The 25,633-nt window shown below is 72.0% G+C and carries 22 protein-coding genes; 13 read left to right on the top strand and 9 right to left on the bottom strand.

Going from position 1 to position 25,633, the window contains the following annotated elements; translation table 11 throughout:
• Nucleotides 1-373 precede the first annotated feature (373 nt).
• Nucleotides 374-4,213 carry a Pls/PosA family non-ribosomal peptide synthetase gene (locus ACIBI9_RS30095; protein ID WP_397226617.1) on the top strand — a complete coding sequence of 1,280 codons (3,840 nt, stop codon included), beginning with the start codon at nt 374-376 and terminating at the stop codon, nt 4,211-4,213.
• Entirely contained in the window at nt 4,210-5,481 is a 1,272-nt protein-coding gene (locus ACIBI9_RS30090; RefSeq protein WP_397226696.1) for a M1 family metallopeptidase, read from the top strand. The genes ACIBI9_RS30095 and ACIBI9_RS30090 overlap by 4 nt, the downstream gene beginning before the upstream one ends.
• A 298-nt stretch (nt 5,482-5,779) precedes the next feature.
• Here the strand turns inward: ACIBI9_RS30090 and ACIBI9_RS30085 are convergent, their stop codons facing one another.
• Nucleotides 5,780-6,418, bottom strand: a complete 639-nt coding sequence (locus tag ACIBI9_RS30085; protein ID WP_397226615.1) for a pyridoxamine 5'-phosphate oxidase family protein — start codon at nt 6,416-6,418, stop codon at nt 5,780-5,782.
• A gap of 130 nt (nt 6,419-6,548) precedes the next feature.
• Here ACIBI9_RS30085 and ACIBI9_RS30080 point away from each other — a divergent pair, with 130 nt between their 5' ends.
• Entirely contained in the window at nt 6,549-6,845 is a 297-nt protein-coding gene (locus ACIBI9_RS30080; RefSeq protein ID WP_364843262.1) for a DUF3817 domain-containing protein, read from the top strand.
• Between the two features lie 135 nt (nt 6,846-6,980).
• On the top strand, nt 6,981-7,772 hold the full coding sequence (locus ACIBI9_RS30075) for an ArsR/SmtB family transcription factor (protein ID WP_397226613.1): 792 nt from the start codon (nt 6,981-6,983) through the stop codon (nt 7,770-7,772).
• A gap of 61 nt (nt 7,773-7,833) precedes the next feature.
• On the opposite strand, the gene ACIBI9_RS30070 is transcribed toward ACIBI9_RS30075, so the two are convergent.
• The 3 genes from ACIBI9_RS30070 to ACIBI9_RS30060 all read right to left on the bottom strand — a co-directional run bounded on the left by ACIBI9_RS30070 (nt 7,834) and on the right by ACIBI9_RS30060 (nt 9,335).
• Nucleotides 7,834-8,496, bottom strand: a complete 663-nt coding sequence (locus tag ACIBI9_RS30070) for a hypothetical protein (protein WP_397226611.1) — start codon at nt 8,494-8,496, stop codon at nt 7,834-7,836.
• 225 nt (nt 8,497-8,721) lie between these two features.
• Entirely contained in the window at nt 8,722-8,982 is a 261-nt protein-coding gene (locus tag ACIBI9_RS30065; protein ID WP_397226609.1) for an RICIN domain-containing protein, read from the bottom strand.
• Between the two features lie 173 nt (nt 8,983-9,155).
• On the bottom strand, nt 9,156-9,335 hold the full coding sequence (locus ACIBI9_RS30060; RefSeq protein ID WP_397226607.1) for a hypothetical protein: 180 nt from the start codon (nt 9,333-9,335) through the stop codon (nt 9,156-9,158).
• 291 nt (nt 9,336-9,626) lie between these two features.
• Between ACIBI9_RS30060 and ACIBI9_RS30055 the strand changes: the two genes are divergently transcribed.
• From ACIBI9_RS30055 to ACIBI9_RS30035, 5 genes are read left to right on the top strand one after another with little or no spacing between them, the layout of a single operon-like run.
• On the top strand, nt 9,627-10,748 hold the full coding sequence (locus tag ACIBI9_RS30055; protein WP_397226605.1) for a sensor histidine kinase: 1,122 nt from the start codon (nt 9,627-9,629) through the stop codon (nt 10,746-10,748).
• A complete protein-coding gene (locus tag ACIBI9_RS30050; RefSeq protein ID WP_397226603.1) occupies nt 10,741-11,394 on the top strand; it encodes a response regulator in 654 nt (217 codons plus the stop codon). The genes ACIBI9_RS30055 and ACIBI9_RS30050 overlap by 8 nt, the downstream gene beginning before the upstream one ends.
• Nucleotides 11,395-11,448: 54 nt before the next feature.
• A complete protein-coding gene (locus ACIBI9_RS30045; protein WP_397226601.1) occupies nt 11,449-12,177 on the top strand; it encodes an ABC transporter ATP-binding protein in 729 nt (242 codons plus the stop codon).
• Nucleotides 12,174-12,956 (top strand): ABC transporter permease, encoded by a 783-nt coding sequence (locus ACIBI9_RS30040; protein ID WP_397226599.1) that lies wholly within the window; start codon nt 12,174-12,176, stop codon nt 12,954-12,956. Before ACIBI9_RS30045 ends, ACIBI9_RS30040 begins: the two co-directional genes overlap by 4 nt.
• A 3-nt stretch (nt 12,957-12,959) precedes the next feature.
• Nucleotides 12,960-13,649, top strand: a complete 690-nt coding sequence (locus tag ACIBI9_RS30035) for an ABC transporter permease (protein WP_397226597.1) — start codon at nt 12,960-12,962, stop codon at nt 13,647-13,649.
• A 36-nt stretch (nt 13,650-13,685) separates the two neighbouring features.
• Here the strand turns inward: ACIBI9_RS30035 and ACIBI9_RS30030 are convergent, their stop codons facing one another.
• Nucleotides 13,686-14,666, bottom strand: a complete 981-nt coding sequence (locus tag ACIBI9_RS30030) for an aldo/keto reductase (protein WP_397226596.1) — start codon at nt 14,664-14,666, stop codon at nt 13,686-13,688.
• Between the two features lie 120 nt (nt 14,667-14,786).
• On the opposite strand from ACIBI9_RS30030, the gene ACIBI9_RS30025 reads away from it, so the two are divergent.
• Complete coding sequence (locus tag ACIBI9_RS30025) at nt 14,787-16,334, top strand: PLP-dependent aminotransferase family protein (protein WP_397226594.1); 1,548 nt, start codon at nt 14,787-14,789, stop codon at nt 16,332-16,334.
• A 265-nt stretch (nt 16,335-16,599) separates the two neighbouring features.
• On the opposite strand, the gene ACIBI9_RS30020 is transcribed toward ACIBI9_RS30025, so the two are convergent.
• A complete protein-coding gene (locus ACIBI9_RS30020; protein ID WP_397226694.1) occupies nt 16,600-17,826 on the bottom strand; it encodes an RNA polymerase sigma factor in 1,227 nt (408 codons plus the stop codon).
• 43 nt (nt 17,827-17,869) lie between these two features.
• A complete protein-coding gene (locus ACIBI9_RS30015; RefSeq protein WP_397226592.1) occupies nt 17,870-18,241 on the bottom strand; it encodes a YciI family protein in 372 nt (123 codons plus the stop codon).
• Nucleotides 18,242-18,588: 347 nt separating this feature from the next.
• Here ACIBI9_RS30015 and ACIBI9_RS30010 point away from each other — a divergent pair, with 347 nt between their 5' ends.
• Both ACIBI9_RS30010 and ACIBI9_RS30005 read left to right on the top strand, forming a co-directional pair.
• The gene (locus tag ACIBI9_RS30010) at nt 18,589-19,200 is read left to right on the top strand and encodes a DUF3105 domain-containing protein (RefSeq protein WP_397226590.1); all 612 of its coding nucleotides are present in this window, start codon (nt 18,589-18,591) and stop codon (nt 19,198-19,200) included.
• 222 nt (nt 19,201-19,422) lie between these two features.
• Nucleotides 19,423-19,593 (top strand): DUF305 domain-containing protein, encoded by a 171-nt coding sequence (locus ACIBI9_RS30005; protein WP_397226588.1) that lies wholly within the window; start codon nt 19,423-19,425, stop codon nt 19,591-19,593.
• A 103-nt stretch (nt 19,594-19,696) separates the two neighbouring features.
• Here the strand turns inward: ACIBI9_RS30005 and ACIBI9_RS30000 are convergent, their stop codons facing one another.
• Complete coding sequence (locus tag ACIBI9_RS30000) at nt 19,697-21,514, bottom strand: cytochrome c oxidase assembly protein (protein WP_397226586.1); 1,818 nt, start codon at nt 21,512-21,514, stop codon at nt 19,697-19,699.
• A 184-nt stretch (nt 21,515-21,698) separates the two neighbouring features.
• On the opposite strand from ACIBI9_RS30000, the gene ACIBI9_RS29995 reads away from it, so the two are divergent.
• Nucleotides 21,699-23,660, top strand: coding sequence for a beta-N-acetylglucosaminidase domain-containing protein (locus ACIBI9_RS29995; RefSeq protein WP_397226584.1), 1,962 nt, complete (start codon nt 21,699-21,701; stop codon nt 23,658-23,660).
• Nucleotides 23,661-23,672: 12 nt separating this feature from the next.
• Here the strand turns inward: ACIBI9_RS29995 and ACIBI9_RS29990 are convergent, their stop codons facing one another.
• On the bottom strand, nt 23,673-25,577 hold the full coding sequence (locus tag ACIBI9_RS29990; RefSeq protein ID WP_397226582.1) for a glycoside hydrolase family 35 protein: 1,905 nt from the start codon (nt 25,575-25,577) through the stop codon (nt 23,673-23,675).
• Nucleotides 25,578-25,633 lie beyond the last annotated feature (56 nt).

Raw genomic sequence — 25,633 nt, 5'->3', positions numbered from 1 at the left:
TGATTGCATCCTCGAAGGTCGAGAGGAATCTCCGCATCGGACGAATCAGCGCGCTTGACTAAATCGCCGCCCTCCGCGTCAGTGGGCTGAGGTTACGGCCGCGTTTCCGATTACGTCAATCCATGAAACAAACGGGCGGCACCTGGTCGAACCCTCGTTTTCAGCGCCGCTGGCGGGTGGTCAGCCCGTCCTTCCGGCGTTTTTCGCTGGTCATTGCATGACCCGGGGGGAAGGGCGACGGGCCGTCATCCGAAAAATTTCGATGATTCGACGGCGCGCCGATCTGAAACTTTCCTCGGCCACCCGGCGGCCTGATCCACGACGCGGTGGGCGTACTCTGGCATGTCCCCGTCGTCCATCCAGGGAGCACCGCTTGCGCAGCAATCCGGCCGATTTACGCCTGAGGGCCGCGACCGCGGTCTACCCCGCGGGCGTCCTGGCCCCGCCGCCCCGTACCCTCATCGACGTCCTCGACGAGACCGCGCGCCGCCACCCGCACGCGCCGGCGATCGACGACGGCACCGTGGTCCTCGACTACCGCTCGCTGCGCGCCGAGGTGGACCGGCTGGTCGCCGGGCTCGCCGACGCCGGCGTCGGCCGCGGCTCCCGGGTCGGCGTGCGACTCGCGTCGGGGACCGCCGAGCTGTACGTGTCCATCCTCGCCGTGCTCGCCGCCGGCGCCGCCTACGTACCCGTCGACGCCGACGACCCGGCCGAACGTGCGGAGACGGTCTTCGCCGAGGCCGCCGTGGACGCGATCGTCTCCGGGGAGCTCACGGTGACCGGCACGCCCGGCCGGGCTCCCGCGCCGCCGGAGCCCGGCGACGACGCGTGGATCATCTTCACCTCCGGCTCGACCGGCAAGCCGAAGGGCGTCGCGGTGACCCACCGGTCCGCCGCCGCGTTCGTGGACGCGGAGGCGGGGCTGTTCCTGCAGGAGCGGCCGCTGGGCCCGGGCGATCGGGTGCTGGCCGGGCTCTCGGTGGCCTTCGACGCCTCCTGCGAGGAGATGTGGCTGGCGTGGCGGCACGGCGCCTGCCTTGTGCCCGCGCCCAGAGCCCTGGTGCGTACCGGGATGGACCTGGGCCCGTGGCTGGCCGCCCACCGGATCACCGCCGTCTCGACCGTGCCCACGCTGGCCGCGCTCTGGCCGGCCGAGCACCTCGACGGCATCCGGCTGCTCATCTTCGGCGGCGAGGCCTGCCCGCCCGAGCTGGCCGAGCGGCTGGCCGTACCGGGGCGCGAGGTGTGGAACACGTACGGGCCCACCGAGGCCACCGTGGTGGCCACGGCGGCGCGGCTCACCGGCGACGGCCCGGTCCGCATCGGCCTGCCCCTCGACGGGTGGGACCTCGCGGTCGTCGACGGCGCGGGCGAACCGGTGGCCATGGGCGAGACCGGCGAGCTGGTGATCGGCGGCGTCGGCCTGGCCCGCTACCTGGACCCGGTCAAGGACGCCGAGAAGTACGCGCCGCTGCCCTCGCTGGGCTGGCAGCGCGCCTACCGCAGCGGCGACCTGGTACGCGCCGAACCCGAGGGGCTCGTCTTCGCGGGCCGGGCGGACGACCAGGTGAAGCTGGGCGGCCGCCGGATCGAGCTGGGCGAGGTGGACGCCGCGCTGCAGGCGCTGCCCGGGGTCGCGGGCGCGGCCGCCGCCGTCCGCACCGCCGGCGGCGGCCACCAGGTGCTCGTCGGCTACGTCGTCACCGAGCCCGGCTTCGACCTCGGAAAGGCGCGCGAACGGCTCGCGGACATGCTGCCCGCGGCCCTGGTGCCGCGCCTGGCGCCGGTCGACTCGCTGCCCACGAGGACCTCCGGGAAGATCGACCGGGCCGCGCTGCCGTGGCCGCTGACCGAGCCGGCCGCCGCGGAGGTCGCGTTGAGCCCGGCCGAGGCGCGGCTGGCCGGGCACTGGACCGCCGTCCTCGGCGTGCCGCCGAGCGGCCCCGACGCCGACTTCTTCACCGACGGCGGCACCAGCCTGGCGGCGGCCCGGCTGGTGTCGGTCCTGCGCGCCGACCATCCCGACGTGGCCGTGGGCGACGTGTACGCCCAGCCGACGCTCGGCGGCCTGGCCCGGCTGCTGTCCGGCAGGGGCGAGGCCGAGCCGGAGCGGCGGCCGGTGACCCCGATGCCCAGGCGGGCCGAGCTGGCCCAGTCCGCGCTCATGGTCGTGTTGCTGAGCGCCGGCGCGGCGCGCTGGATCGTGCTGCTCGCCGCGCTCGGCAACCTGCTCGCGCCCCCGTGGGCCCCGGCGTTGTCGTGGTGGTGGGTGGCGCTGGGCGCGCTGCTGTTCGTCACCCCCGCGGGGCGGATGGGCCTGTCCGCGGCCGTGGCCCGGCTGGTGCTGCGCGGCGTGCGGCCGGGCGCCTATCCGCGCGGTGGCGGCGTGCATCTGCGGGTGTGGTTCGCCGAACGGTTCGCGGAGAGGCTCGGCGTGCCCGACCTGGCCGGGGCCCCGTACATGGCGTGGTACGCCCGGCTGCTCGGCGCCCAGGTGGGCGCCGACGCCGACCTGCACTCGCCGCCGCCCGTCACGGGGCTGCTCAAGCTCGGCAGAGGCGCCTCGGTCGAGCAGGAGGTCGACCTCAGCGGCTACTGGTACGACGGCGACCTGCTACGCGTCGGCGAGATCAGGATCGGCGCGGGCGCGACCGTCGGCTCCCGTTCGACGCTGCTGCCCGGCACCAGGATCGGGAAGAACGCCCAGATCGCTCCCGGATCGGCGGTCGCCGGCACTGTGCCGGCGGGCCAACACTGGGCCGGAGCACCTGCGTTCCGGCAGGGCAAGTCCCGCCGGTCGCGCCCGGCGGAGCGGCCCGCCCGCTCCCGGTTCTGGGCCGCCGTGTACGGGGTGAGCGCCATGGTGTTCAGCCTGCTCCCCGCTGTCGCGGCCGGGGCCGGGCTCGCGGTCCTGGCGGCGTTCGCCGGTGACGCGCGCACGATCGGCGAGGCCCTGGTCGCCGCCCTGCCGGGCGTGCCGGCCGCGACCCTGGCGGGCATGATGGCCTTCGCCCTGGTCACGCTGGTCAGCGTGCGGCTGCTCGGGCTGCGCCTGCACGCGGGCCGTCATCCGGTGCACAGCCGCCAGGCGTGGCAGGCGTGGGCGACCGGACGGCTGATGTCCTCGGCGCGGGTCTGGCTGTTCCCCCTGTACGCCAGCGTCCTGACGCCCGTGTGGCTGCGGGCGCTCGGCATGAAGGTGGGCCGCGGCGTCGAGCTGTCCACGGTTCTCGCGCTGCCCACGATGACGTCCGTCGGCGACGGCGCGTTCCTGGCCGACGACACGATGGTGGCACCGTACGAGCTGGACGGCGGGTGGATGCGCATCGCCTCCGCGCGGATCGGCAAGCGCGCCTTCCTCGGCAACTCGGGAATGACCGCGCCCGGCCGCAAGGTGCCCAAGGACGGCCTGGTCGGCGTGCTGTCGGCGACGCCGAAGAAGGCCAGGTCCGGCTCGTCGTACGTGGGCATGCCGCCCATGGAGCTGCGCCGCACCGCCGAGGACGCCGACCGGAGCCGCACCTACGACCCGCCCGCCCGGTACAAGGCGGCCAGGGCGCTGGTCGAGGCGTGCCGCGTGGTGCCCGCGATGTGCGCGGTCGCGCTCGCCGTCCTGGTCGCCGCCGCCTTCGAGTGGCTCGCGGCGAGCCACGGCTTCGCCGTGACGCTCGCGCTGGGCGGTGTGGTGCTGCTGGCCGCGGGCGTGGCCGCCGCCCTGGTCGCGACGGCCGCCAAGTGGGTGCTGGTCGGCCGGATCCGGGCGGGCAGCCGGCCACTGTGGAGCTCGTTCGTGTGGCGCAACGAGCTCGCGGACAACTTCGTGGAGGTGCTGGCGGCGCCCTGGTTCGCGCAGCCGTGGCTGGGGACCGCGCCGCTGAACGTGTGGCTGCGTTCACTCGGGGCGCATATCGGGCATGGGGTCACATGTGACACGTACTGGCTGCCAGAGGCGGATCTGGTGACATTGGGTGATGGCGCCTGCGTCAACCGGGGCTGCGTCCTGCAGACCCACCTGTTCCACGACCGGGTCATGAACATGGACACCGTGACGCTTGAGACGGGCGCGACCCTGGGGCCGCACGGCGTGGTGCTGCCGGCCGCGCGGGTGGGCGCCGACACCACGATCGGGCCGGCCTCGCTCGTCATGCGCGGGGAGTCGGTGCCGGGCCGTACGCGATGGTTCGGCAATCCCATCTCGGCGTGGCGATGACACCGTACTTCCCCGGGCACGGCGACCACCGCTACATGGTGTCGCGCTACGACCTGACGCTGAAGTACCGGCTGGCGAACAACCGGCTCGAGGGCACGGCCCTGCTGACGGTGACGGCCGCCGAACCCCTCAGCGTGCTCGACCTGGACCTCGGCCGCTTCCGGGTCGAAGGCGTCACCGTGGACGGCATTCCCGCCCGCCATCTGCACGGCCAGGGCAAGCTGCGGGTGACGCTGCCCTGGTCGCTGCCGGCGGGCGCCGTCGCCGGTGTCGAGGTCCGCTACTCGGGCAGGCCGGTGCCGGTGTCGAGCCCGTGGGGCGGGCTGGGCTGGGAGGAGCTGTCCGACGGCGCGCTGGTCGCCGGGCAGCCCATCGGCGCGCCCTCCTGGTTCCCGTGCAACGACCGGCCCGGGGACAAGGCGTCGTACCGGATCTCGGTGACGACCGCGTCGCCGTACCGGGTCGTCGCGAACGGGGTGCTCACCGACCAGCGCCGCGCGGGCGGGAACACGACGTGGGTCTACGACCAGCCCGAGCCCATGGCGAGCTATCTGGCCAGCGTGCAGATCGGGCGCTACCGGGTCGCGGAGGTCGCGGGCACCCAGGTGGCCCATCCGGCGCGCCTGGCCACCCGCGTCCGGCACGACTTCGGACGGCAGGGCGAGATGATGGCGGCGTTCACCGACCGTTTCGGGCCCTACCCGTTCGGCGGCTACGTCGTCGTCGTGGCGGACGACGACCTGGACATCCCGGTCGAGGCGCAGGGCATGTCGATCTTCGGCAGGAACCACGTGGACGGGCGGCGCGGGTCCGAACGGCTGGTCGCGCACGAGCTGGCGCACCAGTGGTTCGGCAACAGCCTCACCGTGGCCTGCTGGAGCGACATCTGGCTGCAGGAGGGGTTCGCCACCTACGCCGAATGGCTCTGGTCGGAGGCCTCGGGCGAACAGCCCGCCGCCGCCCACGCCCGGCGCTGGCACCAGCGCCTCACCGCCCTCCCGCAGGACTTCGTGCTGACCGACCCGGGGGTGGGCACGCTCTTCGACGACCGCGTGTACAAGCGGGGGGCGCTGACCGTGCACGCGCTGCGCCGGGCGCTGGGCGACGAGGCCTTCTTCCCCATGCTGCGCGCCTGGACGGCGGGGCGCCGGCACGCGAACGTCACCACCCAGGACTTCGCCGCGCACGTCCAACGGCACACCACCCAGCCGGTGGGACCGCTGCTGTCGGCCTGGCTCCACGACAAGCCACTGCCCCCGCTCCCCTGACGGGCTCCACGGGGGCGCCTTCGGGGGCCGGTCCCGAAGGGTACGGCGGCGGCCATACCCTTGCGCTGCTCATGATCCACCCGGAGCTACAGCCCAAGACCACGGTTCAGGAGACCACTCACGCTCGACACGCCCTCCGCCGGAACAGCGAATACGGGGGCAAGGACGTCCGCGCCGCGCTGCCCGGCAGAGGGACCGTCCGGCAGGACATGCGTGTGGGCGATGCCGACCGGTGCAATCAGGACCGTGCTGGTGGCGGCAACCAGTAGCCCTGTGCGCAGACACCGGCCGAAGGCCGTCAGTACTGGTTCAGCTTGGCGTCCATGGCGAGACCCGCGTCGATCACTTTCGCCGGGACTCCCTTGATGCCCAGTTGGTCCTTGGCGATCCGTCCGAATGTGGGCAGGCTCTTGCGGTCCGGCCAGGTCTCGGGCTTCCACAGGGACGAGCGCAGGAACGCCTTCGCGCAGTGCATGTACAGCTCCTCGACATCGACGAGGACCGCCAGCTGCGGCCGCTTGCCCCGGACCACCAGGTCGTCGAAGAACGGCGCGTCCGACACGAGCGTCGCGTGGCCGTTCACCCGCAGCGTCTCGTTCATCCCCGGCACGATGAACAGCAGCCCGACGTGGGGGTTGTCCAGCACGTTGCGGAAACTGTCGAGCCGGTGGTTGCCGGGGCGGTCGGCGAGCACCAGCCGGTGGTCGTCGAGGACCAGCACCGACCCGGCGGGGTCCCCTCGGGGGGAGACGTCGCAGATGCCGTCCGAGTTCGAGGTCGCCAGCAGCACGAACGGCGAGTGGGCGATGATCGTGCGCGCGTGCTCGTCGATCCGGGCGATGTCCTTGTCCCAGATGGTCTGCGGCGGCTCTTTCACGATCTCGCGGAGCTCGGCCTCGGTCGTCACCGTACGGATCTCAGAAGGATTCACCATCATCCCAAAATAAGGTAAGCCTAACTTTACCGGTAGGGGGAGGCAGCGCCACTCGGCGACGGGTCCGACCAATGATCGGGTTGCGCTCTACAGCTTGTAGAGTAAGCGCAGTAATCGGACGAAAGGGTGGATTGTGCTGCGCTGGTTTCGACTCGTGGCGGTGGCCGAGGCGTGCTCGTGGGCGGGCCTGCTGGTCGGGATGTTCTTCAAGTACGTGACCGAGACCGGCGAGCTCGGCGTCAAGGTGTTCGGGCCGATCCACGGCGCGCTGTTCGTGCTGTACGCGGCCGGGGTGATGCTCTCGGCGCGGGAGGCCGGTTGGAGCCGGGGCGCCGTGGTGCTGGGCCTGGTGTGCGCGGTGCCGCCGTTCACCTCGGTGTGGTTCGAGCGGCGGATGGCGGCGCGCACGGCGGCCGGGCAGCTCGCCTGACCCTGGAGGCGGGCTCGGTTGAGGGTGCCCGCCGTCGTAGCCGCACTTCTTGACAGGCAGCCATCTGGCTGCCTAAATTAAAGGCAGCCGGAAGGCTGCATATCGACAGGCGACAACCTGGATGCGGGGGCGGACATGGACGAGGTGTTCAAGGCGCTGGCCGATCCGAGCCGGCGCGCGCTGCTCGACTCGCTCAACGCCCGCAACGGGCAGACGCTGCGCGAGCTGTGCGCCGGACTCGACATGGCCAGGCAGTCCGTCAGCAAGCACCTCGCGGTGTTGGAGGAGGCCGGGCTCGTCGCCACCGTGCGGCGGGGCCGGGAGAAGCTGCACTACCTCAACGCCGCGCCCGTGCACGAGATCGCCCACCGGTGGATCAGCCGCTACGACCAGGCCAGGGTCCAAGCCCTGGCGGACCTGAAACTCGCCCTGGAGGAGACCCCGATGGACGCGCCGACCTTCGTCTACACCACCTACATCCGCACCACCCCGCAGAAGCTCTGGCAGGCGCTGACCGAGCCCGCCTTCACCCGCCGCTACTGGGCCACGGAGTTCACCACGGACTGGTCCGTCGGCTCGCCGATGACCTGGGACAACCACGGCGTGCTGATCAGCGACCCGGAACAGGTCGTGCTGGAGGCCGAGCCCTACAGCCGGCTCTCCTACACCTGGCACGCCATCACCCCGGAGCTCGCCAAGCGCTTCGGCTGGGACGAGGAGATGCTCGCCCGGCTGTCCGGCGAGGCCCGCTCGAAGGTCACCTTCACGATCGAGGAGGCCGCGCAGGTCGTGAAGCTCACCGTCGTGCACGACGGCTTCGAGCCCGGATCGAGCATGGCCGAGATGGTCAGCCACGGCTGGCCGAACGTGGTGTCGAGCCTGAAGTCGCTGCTGGAGACCGGCGAACCGCTGCCGGACGATGCGTGACCTCCCCGATCACGGCTCGACGAGCAGGGAATCGGATGTGCTACCCGGCTCGCCTGAGTTGTCAGGTCGCGCGGATGGTGTCCGTCAGGCTGCGGCACATGGCGTCCGAGTCAGCGATCCACATGATCATGAAGTCGTATCCCTGGGCTTCTCTGGACTCGGCGTCGGCGCAGAACTTCGGTGTCGGCGGGCCGTCGGCACGGAAGCCGACGTCCGGGAGGAACGGCACCTGCTTCAGCAGGAGGCAGACGGCATCCTCCGCCGCGGCTTCCAGATCCCCGCGCACCACTGCGACCAGGCCCAGCGACCAACCGTACTTCGGGTCCTGGTAGATCGACACAGCCAGGTGGTCGTTCTCGTAGGCGCAGTCCACCGCGTCGGCGGCCACAGTCACCCGGGTGGCGAAGGTCCTGAGCCCCTGACGGAAGGTGCGCAGCTCGGCTTCGTCGGCCATCTTCTGCTCCGGGATGGCGTCCAGAGCCAGGCCGATCAGGCCGTTCACACCGAGGCAGGGGTTCGTGGCGACCCGCTCCACTCCCTCCGGGGAGGGCAGCAACGACCGGGTGATCGGGCCTGCGGCGGGGCAGAAGCCCTTCTTGGGCGGCGCCTTCGTCTGTGCTGCCTGAGGGGGCGGGCCTTGTTGAGGGAAGTCCTCGCACGCGGTGACGAAACTCAGTGCGAGGATGGCCGCCAGCAGCTTGCCAAGGGTGGAGCGATGGGACATGGGAGTCCTTCCGGCACCGGAGGTCGGCAGTCCACTCGATGGTTGCCGTCGATGGCGGACATGGCATGAGTAGCCCCTACTCATGTGCCGGGCAGAACATCGTTACCGACCACCATCAAGAAACCCCGTCCTCAAGCGGACAAGGTCACGCTTGCAGGCTCCCCCGAGCCTGCAAGCGTGACCGAATCGCCGTGCCGCACCACGGCACAGGTCCGGAAGTGGGGCTCAGCCGTAGTAGTCGCGGATTTCCCAGAAGCGGGAGGGGTGGCCGTCGCAGGTGTACTGGACGGCGTGGACGTTGTTCTCGGTGCTGACGCCGCCAGCGATGGTCAGGCACTTGCCGGTCTGCCAGTTCACGAGGTGGACGTTCGACGCCGCCCAGACGGCCGTGGACGAAGGCGCGGCGGATGCGGGGGTGGCGGTGGTCGTGCCGAGGGCGAGGAGGCCGGCGATGACGGCTGCCGCGCGAAGGATGTGTGACTTCATGTGACCAGCGTGCGAGCGTGGGGCCGGCATGGCTTGAGTACCTCGTACTCAATGTGTGCCCTCGCAACGCTGACCACGGCCACGAGCCACGGTCTGCCCGCCGTCGGACGAGTGGCCATGAAGACGGAACGTCCCCCGTCCTGCCGGACAGGGGGACAATGGACCGCCGCGCGTCACACCGGGCGCTTGGCACCCGATTCGCCGTCGGCCAGCACCATGGCCCCTTGCGGTGATGGTTGTTGCGGCTTGCGGATCACGGTATCCGCATGCGCAGGAGTGATGCCCAGCACCAGCACGGCGGCCATGCCGGCGGCCGAAGCGGCAGCACGGCGAGTCCAGGTACGGGTCTTCATACGGCTCTCCCAGTCGGCCGATGATCATGACAGTACTGCCCACCAGCATCAGTGCTACATCCCCGCCCGTCCACCCCAGAATGGCCGAGTGGCCACAACCGGACAGGCCCTCGCACCCGCAGACGTTCACGACGGCTACGGGCTCGCGTCGGTCTCGGTCCAAGAGATCGAGACCGGTATCCGATGTGGCGCATCAAGCTCGACGAGCTCGACGTCATCTGCACCGTTCCGGACTGTGGCGTCGATGAACTGCTCGCACCGCGGAGCGGCCAACTCGTTAGGGTCTGCGGTATGGCTCAGCACTGGTTCGACCCCAACCGGTCCGGCCCCACCGGCTGGGACCTGGCGGCCGTGGCGCTGTGCGTCCTGGTGTTCTGGCTGCCGATCGACAGCGGTGGCCGCGCCGCGTGGGTTCACGCCGGGCTGATCGCGCTGCTGCTCGTCGGCATGCTGCTGCGCGGGCGGCGGCCGTTCGTCGCGCTGGGCCTCGTCGGGGCCACGACCCTGGCGGGTACCGCGTTCGGGATGACGCAGGACCCGTTCGTCGCCTCGGCGTGGGTGCTCTACCGCGTCGCCCTCAGGTACGGCACCGCCAGGTCGCTCAACACCGTGGCGGGGGCGGCTGGGGTGACCATCGCGGCGGTGGCGTTCCTAGGGACCGCCGACGCGGGGAGCGCCGTGCGTTACACGATGCTGAGCCTGTTCGCGCTGGCCTCGGCCTGGGTGCTGGGCGCCACGACGCGCCGCGCGGCGCTGGAGGCCGAGCACGCGATGCTGGCCGAGCGTCATGGGGCCGTGACGGCGGAGCGGCTGCGCGTGGTGCGGGAGGTTCACGACGTCGTCTCCCACTCGCTCGGCACGATCGCCGTCACCGCCGGGGTCGCGGCCCGCGCGGACGACGTAGGGCGCATGCGTGGCAGGCTCGGCCAGATCGAGCAGGTGAGCAGGCAGGCGATGGAGGAACTGCGGACGACCCTCGGCGCCGTCCGTGAGAGAGGAGAGCCCGTCGCACGCCGTCCGCCGCCAGGGATCGGCGACCTGGCCGCGCTGGCGGACCGGATGCGGGAGAGCGGTGTTCCGGTGACGTTGACGGTGACGGATGCCGATGGGGTTCCGGCGGGAGCCGGGCTGGCGGCGTACCGGATCGTCCAGGAGGGGCTGACGAACGTCGCCCGCCACGCCCCGGGTGCGCGCTGCACGGTCACGGTGAGCGGCGCGGAGGGCGAGTTACGCGTCGCGGTCATCGACGACGGCGGCGGTGCGTCCGCTGGGCGGAGTGAGCCCGGGTTCGGGCTGGTCGGGCTGCGGGAGCGGGTCGAGCTGCTCGGCGGCGCCTTCACCGCGGGACACCGGCAGGGGGCCGGGTTCGAGCTGCGTGCCGTGATCCCCATGCCGGAGGTGGCGCGTGACTGAGCCGATCAGGGTGCTGGTCGCCGAGGACCAGGATTTGCTGCGGGCTTCGCTCGTGGAGCTCATCGACGCCGACCCCGCGCTGACGGCGGCGGGCGAGGCGCGTGACGGCCGGGAGGCGGTCGCGGCCGCCGCACGGGTACGCCCCCATGTGGTGCTGATGGACATCCGCATGCCGGTCATGGACGGCCTGGAGGCGACCCGCGCCATCTGCGCGGCCCGCCCGGAGGCCAAGGTCGTCATCCTGACGACGTTCGACCTGGACGAGTACGTCTACGAGGCCCTGCGCGCCGGCGCCGGCGGCTTCCTGCTGAAGAACGCCGGCACTGACGAGATCCTCAGGGCGGTCCACACCGTTCACCACGGCAACGCGATGCTCGCCCCCGAGGTGACCAAGCGCCTGATCGCCGGCTACGCCCGTCCCCGCCCGGACGCGGCCCGCCTGGCCGGGCTGACCGAGCGCGAGCGCGACGTCGTGACCGCGGTCGTCCAGGGGATGTCCAACGAGGAGATCGCCGCCGCCCTGTTCCTCAGCCGGGCCACCGTCAAGACGTACCTGAGCAGGCTCTTCCTCAAGCTCGGCGTACGCGACCGTACCCAGCTCGTCATCCTGGCCTACGAGTCCGGCTTCGTGGACGGCCTGCGGTAGCTGTCAACCTTTGGCCGATGCGGCCGTCCGGCCCCGGCTGGAACGCTGCAGGCCATGATCGAAGTTGTCGGCCTCACCAAACGTCATGGCGCCAAAGTCGCCATCAGCGACGTCTCCTTCGCCGTCGCGCCCGGGCGGGTGACCGGGTTCCTCGGCCCGAACGGGGCGGGGAAGTCCTCCACGCTGCGCATCCTGCTCGGCCTTGACCGTGCCGACGCGGGCACCGCGCTGATCGGCGGCCTGCCGTACCGCAAGCTGCGCGACCCGCTGCGCACGGTCGGCTCGTTGCTGGAGGGCAGCGGCGCGCATCGCTCCCGCACCGCGCGCGCCCACCTGTCCTGGGTGGCGCGCAGCAACGGTATCCCCAAGCAGCGGGTGGCGCAGGCGCTGGCGGAGGTCGGGCTCGCGCACGTCGCGGGCAAGCGGGTCGGCACGTTCTCGCTGGGCATGGGGCAGCGGCTCGGGCTGGCGGCGGCGCTGCTCGGCGAACCCGCGGCGCTGGTGCTCGACGAGCCGGTCAACGGCCTCGACCCCGACGGGATCCGCTGGATGCGGCGGCTGCTGAAGGAGTACGCCAAGGGCGGCGGCGCGGTGCTGATCTCCAGCCACCTGATGAGCGAGATGGCCGAGGTCGCCGACGACCTCATCGTGATCAGCGCGGGGCGGATCGTCGCCTCCGGGCCGCTCGCCGAGGTCACCGCCGGGCACGCCTCGCTGGAGGAGGCGTTCTTCGCCCTGACCGATCCGGCGCACCGCTCCGGCGACGCCGAGAGCAGGTCGTGACCGTGCTGAACGCCATCGCCGCCGAACTCAGGAAGCTCGTCCTGCTGCCTGCCGCGCTGGTCGCGACCGTGGCCGGCACCGGGCTGACGCTCACGTTCACCGCCATGGCCATGGCGAGCAGGCGCAGCAAGCTGGACGGCGGGGTGCCGGAGGACGGCCGCACACTCGACCTCGTCCTGGAGATGGCGGCCTTCGGCGTCATCAGCGTGATCGTGCTCGGGGTCGTCATCATCAGCAGCGAGTACACCTCCACCACCAAGGACGCGGGCGGCGGCAGGCAGATCGCGGTCAGCCTCACCGCCACCCCCAACCGCGGTGTCCTGCTGACGGCGAAGGCGATCGTGCTCGCCCTCGTCAGCGGCGCCCTCGCGATCGTCACCGTCGGCGCCGGCATCCTGATCTCGCTGGTCCTGCTCGGCGGGCATGCCGGTTCGCCCGGTGCGGTGCTGGCGGCGCTCGGCTGGCGGCCGCTCGGGGCCGTCGTCTACTGGGTTCTCACCGCGCTGATCGCCTTCGCCGTCACGGTCTTGACCCGCAGCGGCATCGTGCCGATGGTCGTCTTCATCGTCAACACCTCGGTCGTGTCGGTCTCCTTCCTGCTGAGCAGGGTCACCTCGCTGGCGAAGTACCTTCCGGACGTGGCCGGCGCGCAGATGTTCGTCAGGAGCTACCCGGCCGAGGTCAGGTTCGAGCCGCCGACCGGCGGCCTGGTCATGGCGGCGTGGGCGGCCGTGCTGCTCGCCGTGGCCGCGGGCGTGTTCGTCCGCAGGGACGCGTGACCCATGGCCCTGCGCAACACTGTCGCCGCCGAAGTGATCAAGCTCGTCACCCTCCCGGCGGCGCTCGCCGCGGTCTGCGGGACCGTCCTCGTCCCGGCCGGGCTCGCCGCCGTCCTCGCCGCCGGGCCGCCGTCCGCGATGGCGTCGGCGTTCAGGAGCGTCGATTACGCCCAGGCCGGCCTGCTCGTGCTCGGCGTCCTGTCGGTGGCGTCCGAGTACGCCGGGAGCCAGATCCGTACGACCCTCACCGCCGTCCCAGGGCGGATGCCGCTCATGGCGGGCAAGCTCGTCGCGTACCTGGTGGTCGCGTCCTTCACCGCCCTGCTCACGGTCACCGGTGCGGTGCTCGCCGCCCGCCTCGCCGACGGCGCGCCGCCACCTGACGTGGACGTCGCCGGCCTGCTGCGCGCCGCCGCCTATCTGGTGCTGATCGGCCTGCTCGGGGCGGTGGCAGCGACCTTGACCAGGGAGGTCGTCGCCGCGCTTGGCGCCGCGCTCGTGCTGGTCCTGATTCTGCCGCCGGTCCTGGGCCGCGTCACCACCCTGGCCGACTACCTGCCGGGTGCGGCGGGGGCGCGGATGTACCAGCAGGGGCCGGGGCTGACGCCGGTGGAGGGCGGGCTGGTGCTGGGGGCTTGGCTGGCGGTCGGGCTGGCCGGCGCCGCACTCGCCTTCGCCAGGCGGGACGCCTGATGCGAGGGGACCTGGGCTTCCAGCAGCTCCTTCGGATCAGCGAGCCAGCAATGCGTCGATCTCGCCCATCTGATCCGGGGCCAGTGGGCCACGATCGAGGGCCGCCGCGTTCTCCTCCACCTGAGCGATCGACTTGAACCCAGGAATGGGGATCATCTGGTCACCTCGTGCGAGTATCCATGCCAGGGCGCCCTGGGCGAGAGACCGGCCGGCGCTGGTGAGGATCTCCCGGATGGCGGCGAGTCGGTCGAGGGAGTCCCGGTCGGGACGTCCGTCGCGGAAATAGTTCACCCAAGAGTGCCCGCTGGCGCGTACGTCATCGGCGGGCAGCCGCGACTCGGCGGTGAACTTGCCGGTCAGCAAACCCATCGCCAACGGCGAACGAGCCAGGCCGGCCAGTTCGGTCTCCCCGCAGACCTCGATCATGCCGGGTGCGTCACTGAGCACGTTGACGGCGAACTGCACCGCCGCCGCCCCACGCCGTCCGGCCAGTCGGCGGGCCCGCTCCTGATCGTCGGTGCTCCACCCGTAGCTGCGGATCATGCCCTTGTCGACCAGGCTCTCCAGCGCGGCGAAGACGTCCTCGGCGGCGGTGTCGACGTCTCCCACATGCAGCTGGTAGAGGTCGATGTAGTCGGTGCCCAGACGGGCCAGGGACGCCTCGCATGCGCGCTGGACGTACGCGGCGGAGGTGTCGGTGCCGGTGATCTCCTTTCGCGCCTCGTCGTAGGTGTAGCCGAACTTCGTGGCGATGACGACGGCGTCGCGCCGGTCCCGCAGGGCACGGCCGAGGACCCGCTCACTGCGGCCGGTGCCATAGACGTCGGCGGTGTCGAAGAAGGTGATGCCCAGTTCGACGGCGCGGTTGATCGCGCGAGCGGATTCGTCATCGTCCACCTCCCCCCAGCCGTCCTGCATGCCGCAGAGCAGGAACGGCCCGCCGATCGCCCAGCAACCCAGCCCGATCGCGCTGACCTCCAGCCCCGTCTGTCCGAGCTTCCTGGTCAAGATGGTCATCTCACTTACTCCTCAACGGATCTTCATGCGGTTCGCCCGCCTGCGCACTGTAGGCCCGCACTTGGTACCGTCTGAAGAGCCAATTCTTCGTCAACCGGCAAGTCCATTTCCTGGCCGATCATGCCCAAGCAATCCCCCTCCCTCGCCGCGGTCGGCATCACGCTCGCCCCCGCCCCGGCCGTTGGGATCTCGCGCCACCTTTATGAGCGGATCCGCGATGCCATCCTGTCCGGCCAGCTCGGGCCAGGGCTCAGGCTGCCGTCCTCGCGTGCGCTCGCGGCGGAGCTGGGTGTGTCGCGTACCACCACGGTCACCGCGTACGAGCGGCTGCGTGACGAGGGCTACCTGGACGGACGGGTCGGCGCGGGCACCACTGTGGCACTCCTGCAGATCCCGCATCCCGCGGTGGCTCCCGTCCACGAACCACCGGACGCACGACAGCCGCCGCGGTTGTCGGCCCAAGGCGCCGCCCTGGCCGGCGTGCGGTGGCGGATGAGGCACACCATGGACGGCCCCGGTTCGGGCCCGCCGGCGTTCCCGGTCGGCCGACCGGCGATCGACGCGTTCCCGGCCGAGCTCTGGGGCAAGGTGGTGGCACGGCGAGCCCGCCGGTCAGCCGGTTCCCTCCTGCGCTACCAGCATCCCGCCGGATACCAGCCGTTGCGCGAGGCCATCGCCGCGTACGTCGGCATGGCCCGGGCGGTGCACTGTACCCCTGAACAGGTGCTGGTGGTGGGCGGCGCGCAGGCCGGCCTCAGCCTGGCCGCCCGGCTTCTCCTCGACCCGGGTGACGACGCGTGGATGGAGGACCCGGGCTACTACGGTGCTCGCGGAGCGATCATCGCCGCCGGAGCCACCCCCGTCCCGGTGCCCGTCGACGCCGACGGCCTGGACATCGACGCAGGGAAAGCCCGGGCGCCCCACGCCCGCATCGCCTATGTGACCCCCTCGCACCAGTTCCCGCTGGGCGTCACCATGAGCCTGCCCCGCCGACTTGCGCTGCTGGACTGGGCCCGCACCGCCGGCACCTATGTCGTGGAGGACGACTACGACAGCGAGTACCGCTACGTCGGGGATCCGCTTCCCTCGCTCCAGGGCCTCGACGGCGCCGGACGAGTGGTGTACGTCGGCAGCTTCAGCAAGGTGCTGTTCCCCGCGCTGCGCATCGGATACCTGATCGTGCCCGACGAACTGGTGGACGCCTTCACGGCCGGGCAACGGTTCGCGGCTGCGCACGTCCCCGCGTTGGAGCAGGCCGCCCTCACCGACTTCATCGCCGACGGGCACTTCGCCCGGCATGTCCGGCGGATGCGCACCCTGTACGCGGAACGCGGGGCGACCCTCGTCCGGGCGGCGCGCCAAGAGCTCGACGGCATCCTGTCGGTGTCGCCCGCCCATGCGGGCCTGCACGTCATCGGCTGGCTGCCCGAAGACCTGGGTGATAGAGCGGCAGCCCTCCGGGCCGCGGCGTATGGCGTGGACGTGCAGCCCCTGTCCGCGCACGCCCAGGAACCGGCCAAACGCCCCGCACTACTCCTCGGCCACGCAGCGACACCTGAGCCCTACATCGTCTCCGCCATTCACCGCCTCGCAGCTTCACTGACCGCGTCCGCGCAGAGCGCCCGCAGCCGGCGGGCCGGGCTGGGCGGCGATGGCGATCAGCGCTGAAGGAGCCCGAAAGGATCATCGCCCCGCGTGGGAACCCGCGCCACCGCCGTGACCGAGCTTCCCCACGGTTACCGAGGTGTGGCTGCGGCCGCTGGGATCTGATCGAACCGTTGCTGCCACCCTGGCCTGACAAAGCACCCGGGCCACGATCAGTCCCGGACGAGGTCTACGCGCCGACCTCCCTGGTTCGCCGCGCTCCCGGTGTCCGCATCCGGGATTCGGCCGTCGGGGCCGATGCGATCGACGGCCGGCCGAGCTGGAGAAGTCAGCTCAGCGTGGCCGCCTTGCGCAGCAGCACTGAGCGTTCGCGCTGGTTGGCGCAGAGCCGGGCCGCCAGCTCCAGCTCGGCGCGCGCTTCCGGTCGCCGTCCGAGTCGGGCCAGCAGCTCACCGCGTACGGTCGGGACCAGATGCGAACCGGGGAGCCGGTCCGAGGCGATCAGCTCGTCCACGATGGCCAGGGCTTGCGCGGGGCCCGAGGCCATGGCGACGGCGACGGCCCGGTTGAGCTCGACCACCGGCGAGGGTGCGACCCGGCCGAGTGCCTCGTAGAGCACCACGATCCGGTCCCAGTCGGTCGCCTCGACCGAGGGCGCCGACGCGTGGGTGGCGGCGATCGCGGCCTGCAGGCCGTAGGGGCCGAGGCCGCGAGTCGACGCCTTGGCCAGCGCGGCCAGCCCACGGCGGATCGCCGAGAGGTCCCACCGCCGCCGGTCCTGCTCGTCGAGCAGGACCGGCGAACCGTCCGGGCCGGTCCGGGCCGGGAAACGCGCGGCCGTCAGCTCGCACAACGCCAGCAGGCCGTGCACCTCCGGCTCGTCCGGCTGCAGCGCGGCCAGCGTGCGGGCCAGCCGGATCGCCTCGTACGCGACCTCGGGGCGCATCAGCCGGTCGCCCGACGTGGCCGTCGACCCCTCGGTGAAGATCACGTAGAGGACGCTGAGCACGCCGCCCAGCCGCTCCCGGCGCTCGGCGGCCGGCGGCAGCTCGAACGGCACCCCGGCCGCCGCGATCGTCTTCTTGCCCCGGGTGATGCGGGCCTGCACGGTCGGCACGGGTACGAGGAACGCGCGGGCGATCTCCTCGCTGGACAGGCCGCCGACCACGCGCAGGGTCAGCGCCACCCGGGCTTCGGGGGAGAGCACCGGGTGGCAGCTGATGAACATCAGCGCCAGCACGTCGTCATCGATCTTGTCGGGATCGATTTCTTCGTCAACCGCCGAGTCGGCCGCCAAGTCAGCCGCGAGCAGGGCGTATCGGTCCTGGAGGGTGGTCCGGCGGCGGATCGCGTCGATCGCCCGCCGCCGGGCCGTGGCCATCAGCCAGCCGGCCGGATTCGCAGGAGAAGCGAGCGGCCACGACACCAGCGCCTCGGCCACCGCCTCCTGGGCCGCGTCCTCGGCCAGCCCGAAATCGCCGGTGAACCGGGTCAGCGCGGCGACGATCCGCGCCGACTCGATCCGCCAGACGGCCTCGACATCGGCCGTACCCATCAGATCCGGCCGTTGCTCTCGCACCCGGCCCAGCCCTTGGTGATCACTGGCCGGCCTGCGGGACCTCGTCGCTCCCGGGCACCCGCCGGACCTCGATCTTGGCCCCGGGGGCCGCCGGGACCCGCTTGGCCCACTCGACCGCCTCCTGTTTCGAGGCGACGTCGAGCAGGAAGAAGCCCCCGAACAGTTCCTTGGTCTCGCCGTACGGCCCGTCCGTGACCACGGGGGCATCGCCGCTGAAGTCGACCACGACGCCCTGGCCCGGATCGTCCAGCCCTTCCGCCGCGAGGAGAACGCCGGCCTTGACCATCTCCTCGATGAACTGGCGGGTCGTGGCCATCATCTCGTCGATGTTGGCCATCATGGCCGCGTTCGACTCGTCGGTGCCCCGCATGATCAGCAAGTACTTCGGCATCGCGTTCTCCTCGTCCGGCGGAGCCGCCTCTCGGCCCTCGCACCCACACGTCGAACGAGCGGCTCGCGGATCGACACGGCCCCGGAGAAATCTCTCGCCGCGACGCGGCCGATCCCTCCGACCCGTTTTTCGCCCGTCAGAGCGGCCCCTGAGCGATGGCTGACGCGGACGCCCTGCTGATCAGAAAGCTTATCGCCGCATCTTCGGAAGGCGGCGACGCTCACGCAGATCCGGGAAAGCACGGGGTTGAACGCATGACATAGGGGGCCGTTGCCCTTATGCCCCCTATATTCGACATGCGGTAGAACTTCTACGCAACGTAGAAGTTCGCACGGAGAGGCAGTCGAATGGGCGACAAACCGCAGGGCACGATCAAGGAGCGGCTCTCCGCGCTGCAGGCTCAGCAGCGGCGGCAGGAGGTGCGGCGCCGGGCCGTCATGATCGGCGTCTCGGTGGCCGGGGTGGGCGCGCTGGCCGCGGCTGGGGCGGTGTTCTGGCTCAACGACCGTGCCCGCACGTCGCTGGACGCGGTGCAGACGATCAACGTGACGCAGCGCAACCACACCAGCGATCCGGTCAAGTATCCGCAGGCGCCGCCCGTCGGCGGGGATCATTCCCCGGCCTGGCAGAACTGCGGCGTCTACACCGATCCGGTCCGCAACGAGAACGCGGTCCACAGTCAGGAGCACGGAGCGGTCTGGGTGGCCTACCGTCCGGGACTGCCGAAAGAGCAGCTCGACATGCTGCTCGACCATGCCAGGGGACGCGACTTCGTCCTCCTGTCCCCCTACCCGGGCCTGTCGTCCGCGGTCGCGCTCAGCTCCTGGGGCAAGCAGCTCAAGCTCGACAGCGCCGAGGATCCGCGGCTGCCGGCGTTCCTGAAAGCCAACATCAACGGCCCTGGGACGCCCGAGCCGGGGGCGACGTGCACCGGCGGGGTCGGGGAGCCGTCAGCATGAGGCTGCCGGCCGTTCTGCGGCGGCGGCGCGTGCTGGTGCCCGCGACCGCCGCGCTGGCGTTCGCGGTGGCCGCCTTCGGCCTCGCGCTGCTCCACCCCCGGCCGCCCGCGGACACCTCGGTGGAGGCGGGTTTCGCCCGTGACATGCAGGCTCATCACGCGCAGGCCGTCCAGATGGCGCTCATCGTCCGGGAAGGACGCCGAGGTCCTGTTCCTGCGCCTGATGATTCCGCATCATCAGGGCGGCGTGCGGATGGCTCAAGCGGCCGTGCGGAGCGAGCAGCCGCAGGTCAGCCGCATGGCCGGCGCCATCCTGACCGCCCAGAAGGCCGAGATCGACCTGATGCGGCGCATGCTGGCGGCGCCCGCCGTCGAGTCCCGCATCGCCACGTAGTCGCGGGAGGCGTCGAAGCCGGGTGTGCCGGACACGCGGGTCCCGTCATTGGCTTTCGCGATGGCCGGGCCGGTGGACGCCAGTGGCGACAAGGCCGCGGCTGTCACGGCTCCGAGCATTGCGGACTTGGAACGTGCCGCGCCAGCCGTACGGCCAGGAAGGCGAGCGGAAGCAGCGGGACGAGCAGGTGGGCGGCCCCGGCCAACTGCTGGTCGGTGAAGAGGTCCGGCGCGCCGTCGGGGCCCACCAGGTAGAACCAGTCGGCCGCGACCGGCGGGCCGAGCAGGAGAAACACCCCCACCGCGAGCTGCACCAGCAGCACGCCGCCCAGCAGCCCGGCGCGCAGCGGCCGGGAGACGGGGCGCGGCGTCGGGTCCACGCCGACCAGCATCCAGAAGACCAGCAGCCCGCCGCCCAGGAACAGGGCCATGGTCAGCAGGTGGGCGGCGTGGCCGGCGAGCGACCAGACCAGCCAGCCGGTGCGGTAGAGCAGCGGAAACGCCACCATGTACGCCGCCGGCAGCAGGGCCAGGAAGGTCACTCTGCGCTTCCGGAGCCAGGCGCCGAGGTCGCCGTACTGGGAGGACTCGGTGGTGGCCCGGGCGGCGAGGGTGAGCGGGGCGCCGAGGCAGAGCAGCAGTGGAGCGACGACGGCGAGCACCACGTGCTGCAGGGCCTGGACCGACAGCATCGCCCGCGCGTAGCCGCCGATGCCGCTGAGCAGGACCAGCGCCAGGAGCGCCAGGCCGGCGTACCAGGCGAGCGTGCGGCCGGGCGGCCAGTCCCCCACGCGGCGCAGGCCGACCAGGTAGCCGACGGCGGGCAAGACCAGGAGCAGCAGGATCAGCGAGTCCGGGCGGAGTTCGGTGAGCAGCGCGCCGGGCGTGAACGGCGGCAGGTCGTACTCCAGCAGGCGCTCATGCGCGTCGGCGACGCCCGGCGGGGGCGGCGGCGGCGGGGTGCGGGACAGGCCGACGGCCAGGCCCATGGCCGTCGTCATCACGATCATCTCGCCCGCCGCCAGCCGGACGAAGACGTGGCGCGCGCTCCGGTCGGCGACGTGCGCGACCGTACGGCGCCGGTGGGTCCAGCCGAACAGGCCGAGCAGGGCGAGCGCGGCGGTCTTGGCCAGCAGGAACTGCCCGTACTCGGTCCGCCAGAGGTCGGACACCGCGCTCAGCCGCACCCACGCCCCCACCGCCCCGGAGACGGCCACCGCCGCGAAACAGCACAAGGCGATCGTGCTGAACCGTGCCAGCACGGCCCGCAGGTCACCGGCGCGGCGGAAGTGGATGAGGACGGCGCCCAGCCCGCCGACCCACAACGACACCGCGATCAGGTGAGCCGTCAGCGCGGAGACCGCGATGTCGTGGTCGGCGGCCGAGGCGGCGTGCCCGACATAGGCCGGGGGCAGCAGCCCGAACGCGGCGACCGCGAGCGCGATCCACCCGGGCAGGCGCGGCAGCCGCGTGGCCAGGACGACCATGGTGATCGCGCCCAGCACCGGCAGCAGCGCCCGCGCCTGCGGGATGGTCAGGCCGTAGCGCAACAGGCCGGGATCGGCGACCAGGTCCGTGACGGGCAGCGGCAGCACGTACGACATGGTCAGCGGGTAGCTCAGGGCGGCGGTGACCGCCCACCCCAGCGCCCACCACCGGGCCGCCCGCAGGCAGGCCGCCTTCTCGGGCGAGCCGGCCGGAGCGAGGACGACGGCGGCCAGCAGCGTTCCCAGGGTGGCCACCGCGCACAGGTCGTAGCAGAGCTTGACCAGCGGCAGGCCCCACTCGGTGACCGGGCCGGCGGTGGGCAGGCCGGCGATCGCCGGTTCCGCCCTCGCACCCCCGAACCGCAGGGCCGCGACCAGCACCACGACGCCCGCCGCCACCACCCAGCCGGCGTAGATCCGCGTCGCTGCCCTCATATTCATCGGATACGCGGAGGGGCGCAGGCCGGTTCATTGGGATGTTTTGCCGGACATGTGCTGCATTGCAACTCTTGACAGTAAAGATGCCGATATTAGGCTGATGATCAGATTGCCGGTCTAGACCGCGATAAGAAAGCGCGAGCCCCCCACCCGTCATGGGTATAGACCAGTGGAGACTTTCGTGAGAAGACGCAAGATCACCCCTGCGGCGTGCCTCGCGCTGGCCGCGACCCTGTGTGCAGGGGCGCTCCTGCCCGTCCCCGCGGCCCATGCCGCTCCTGCCCCGCCCTTACCCCCGGTGTCGCCGACCCCGCAGTCGCTGACCGGCGTCGGCGCCGCCGCCGCCGTCACCGGCCGGGTGCTCGTGGTCGCGGACGCCCAGACCGACCCCGCCGCCCGCGACCGCCTCGTACGGGAGCTCAAAACGCACGGCGCCGGCCGGGTGGACACGGTCGCCCCCGACCAGATCCCCGCGGGCACGTCCGGCCTGCTCAAGGTGCGCCTCGGCCCCGCGGCCCGCCCGGACATCGCCCAGGCGCTCGGCGGCACGGTCGTCCCCGGCCAGGCCGAGGGATACGCGCTGCGGGTCTCGGGCGGCACGCCGCGCCAGATCGCGCTCGGCGGCAAGGACGCCGCGGGCCAGTTCTACGCCGTGCAGACGCTGCGCCAGCTGTTCGTCCCGTCCGGGGGCGGCTGGAAGGTGGCGGGGGTCCAGGTCAGCGACTTCCCGTCCATGCCGCTGCGCGGCACCATCGAAGGCTTCTACGGCGCGCCGTGGACCCACGCAGAACGCCTCGACCAGATGGACTTCTACGGCGACGTCAAGGCCAACACCTACATCTACGCCCCCAAGGACGATCCCTACCACCGCGACAAGTGGCGCGACCCCTACCCGGCGGACAAGCTCGCAGAGCTGGGCGAGCTGGTGGCACGCGCCGGCGCGAACCACGTCCGCTTCACCTTCGCGCTCTCCCCGGGCGTGTCGATCTGCTACTCCGACCGCGCGGACCGCGACATCCTCAAGCGGAAGCTGCAGGCGCTCTACGACCTGGGCGCCAGGGCGTTCTCCATCCCGCTGGACGACATCAGCTACACTCGCTGGAACTGCACGGCGGACGAGACGGCGTACGGCGCGGCCGGGCGCACCGCCGCGGCCAAGGCCCAGGTCGACCTGCTCAACGACCTGCAGCGCGACTTCATCGCCACCCACGAAGGCGCCCAGCCGCTGCAGATGGTGCCCACCGAGTACGGCGACCTGACCGACACCACGTACAAGCAGACCATGCGGGCCTCCCTCGATCCCGCGGTCGAGGTGATGTGGACCGGCACCGACACCGTGCCGCCGGAGATCACCAACGCGCAGGCCGAGAAGGCGGCGCAGCTGTTCGGGCGCAAGGTCTTCGTCTGGGACAACTACCCGGTCAACGACTACGGCAACACCAGCGGCCGGCTGCTGCTGGCGCCCTACGACAAGCGTGAGGGCGGCCTGGCCGCGCACCTGTCCGGCATCGTGGCCAACCCGATGAACCAGCCGTACGCGAGCAAGGTCGCGGTCTTCGGCGCCGCGGACTTCACCTGGAACGACAAGGCGTACGACGCGAAGAAGAGCTGGCCGCGTGCGATGGCCTATCTCGCCGGCGGCGACCAGGCGGCCACCGCGGCCCTGCTGGTCTTCGGCGACCTGGAGCACATGGCTCCGACCTTCGGCGGCACCCCGTGGCAGACCCAGGCGCCCGAGCTCGCCGCGCGGGTGGCCGCGTTCTGGCAGGCGTGGGACGCCGGGCGGCGCGCCCAGGCGATCAGCGCGCTGCGGCCGTACGCGAAGGCCATCGCCACGGCGCCGGCCACCATCCGCGGCGGAGCGGTGGAGAAGGGCTTCGCCGATGACGCCGCGTCCTGGCTGGACGCCACCGAGCTGTGGGGCAGGGCGATGGTGGACATGCTCGACGCGCTCCAGGCCCGGGAGGCCGGGGACGAGGCCAAGGCCGCCGCGTTGCTCGCCGAGTCGCGCGACCTGCAGCGGCAGGCTCGGGCCGTCCGGGTCAGCCCGCCGCGCAACCGCTGGGGCGCGGCTCAGCCCCAGATCGGCGACGGGGTGCTCGACGTCTTCCTGGCCGATGCCGACGCCCGGCTCCAGGGGTGAGCGGCCGGCGGGTCAGCCGAACTCCTCGACGTACTCCTCCGGCGGGCCCAGCTCGGGGCGGTCTCGCAGCTCCAGGGTCGCGCCGAGCCGTTCCAGCTCGAGGACCGTCACGGTGTTCTGACCGGCACGGAGCAGCGGCGCCGGGCAGTACAGCGTGACCTGCGGGCCGATGTCCCAGTAGCGGCCGAGCAGGAACCCGTTGACCCAGACGAGGCCCCGCCGGGATCCCGGCAGGGCGAGGAAGGTGTCCGCGGGCGTGTCGACATCGACCGTCGCCACGGCGAACCCCGCCTGCTCGGGCGCGGGACCGGCGTGCTCGGACGCGGGGCCCGCCTGCTCGGACGCGGGGCCCGCGTGCTCGGACGCGGGGCCCGCGGCGAGGGCGCGGGTCAGCTCGGTGGTGGACCACTCCTGCAGGGCGATGGGCGTGCTGTCCCAGCCCTGCACGATCCGCCGGTCCACGAGGACCGGGCCGATCAGGCCCTTGTGCCGGCCGATGCCGGGCCCGTAGTTCACCCGGCCGAGGTTCTCGACCAGGACCTCCAGGTGGACGACGGCGCCGGTCCCGCGTATCGGCAGCTCCCGCTGGTCGGGGCCGGCGACGCCGAGGAAGGCGCCGTCGGCGAAGACCAGGGCCCGGTCGCGTACGTCGGTGAGGACGAGCCGGTGCTCGCCCGCCGGGACACGCGGGCGCGCGCTGTGCAGGACCATACCCGCGTCGAGCCCGAGCCGCTCGAACGAGGCCGGGCGCGGCCCGGTCGAGGTGGACGCCGGCACGGCGCGCAGGGCTGCGAGCAGATCGGCGCGGTGGACGAGCGGGACACTCGCCGGCGGCAGCGTCGGCGTCCGCGTGGGCATCCGCACGGGTCCGCGCGCCCCGAGCGCCTCCCGCACGGCGAAGAACTTGGCGGTGAGCGTGCCGTCCTCGGCGACCGGCGCGTCGGAGTCGTAGCTGGTCACGGTGGGCTGCAACCGGCCCTCGTGCTCGTTGGCGCCCGCCCAGAGCCCGAAGTTGGTGCCGCCGTGCGCCATGTAGATGCTCACGCTGCCGCCGTCGGCGACGATCTGCTTGAGTGTGTCCACGACGCTGCCGGAGTCGCGGACGTGGTGGCGCTCGCCCCAGTGGTCGAACCAGCCGTTCCAGAACTCGGCGACGACGAACGGCTCGTCCGGCCGCCGCGCCGAAAGGAGCTCCCGGGCGGCGTCGGGCTTGGAGCCCAGGGTCACGGCCGTCAGGGTTCCCGGCAGGGTGCCGCCGTCCAGCATCAGCTCGGTGGGTCCGTCGGCGGTGAACAGCAGCTCCCCGATGCCGCGCTCGGCCAGGGCCTCGCGGTTCCACCGCAGGTAGGCCTGGTCGTCGCCGAAGCTGCCGAACTCGTTCTCCACCTGCACCGCCACGACCGGTCCGCCCTCGGCGGCCTGGAGCGCGGCGATGCGCGGGACCAGCTCGTCGAACCAGCGGCCGACCGCCGAGGTGAACGCGGGGTCGGAGCTGCGGATCGCGACGTCGCGGCCGGTGAGCCAGCTCGGCAGGCCGCCGTTCGACCACTCCGCGCAGATGTACGGGCCGGGCCGCACGACGACGTCGAGACCCTCCTCCCCCACCGTGCGGATGAACCGCTCTACGTCCCGCCACCCGTCGAAGCACGGCGCCTCGTCCTCGCGGGGCTGGTGGAAGTTCCACGCGACGTAGGTGTCCACCGTGTTGAGCCCGAGGTCGGCGAGCCGGCGGATGCGGTCCCGCCAGAGGTCGGGGTGGACGCGGAAGTAGTGCAGCCCCCCGGACAGGATGCGATGGGGGACGCCGTGCCGGTACAGGCGGCGCCCGCGCCAGGTGAGCGCGCTCCCAGCGGACGGGGTCGGGGTCGTGGTCGTCGTCGGGGCCGGGGAGAGGTCCGGCGCGGGCAGCTCGATCACGGTGGGAGAGCCTATGTTATCGATGCCATACGTAACAAGGGCGGTAGGATCAGCTG

The sequence above is a fragment of the Nonomuraea sp. NPDC050451 genome, from assembly GCF_044458585.1.
The sequence above is the reverse complement of the archived record's forward strand: the minus strand, read 5'-3'. Positions and strand labels throughout refer to the sequence as shown.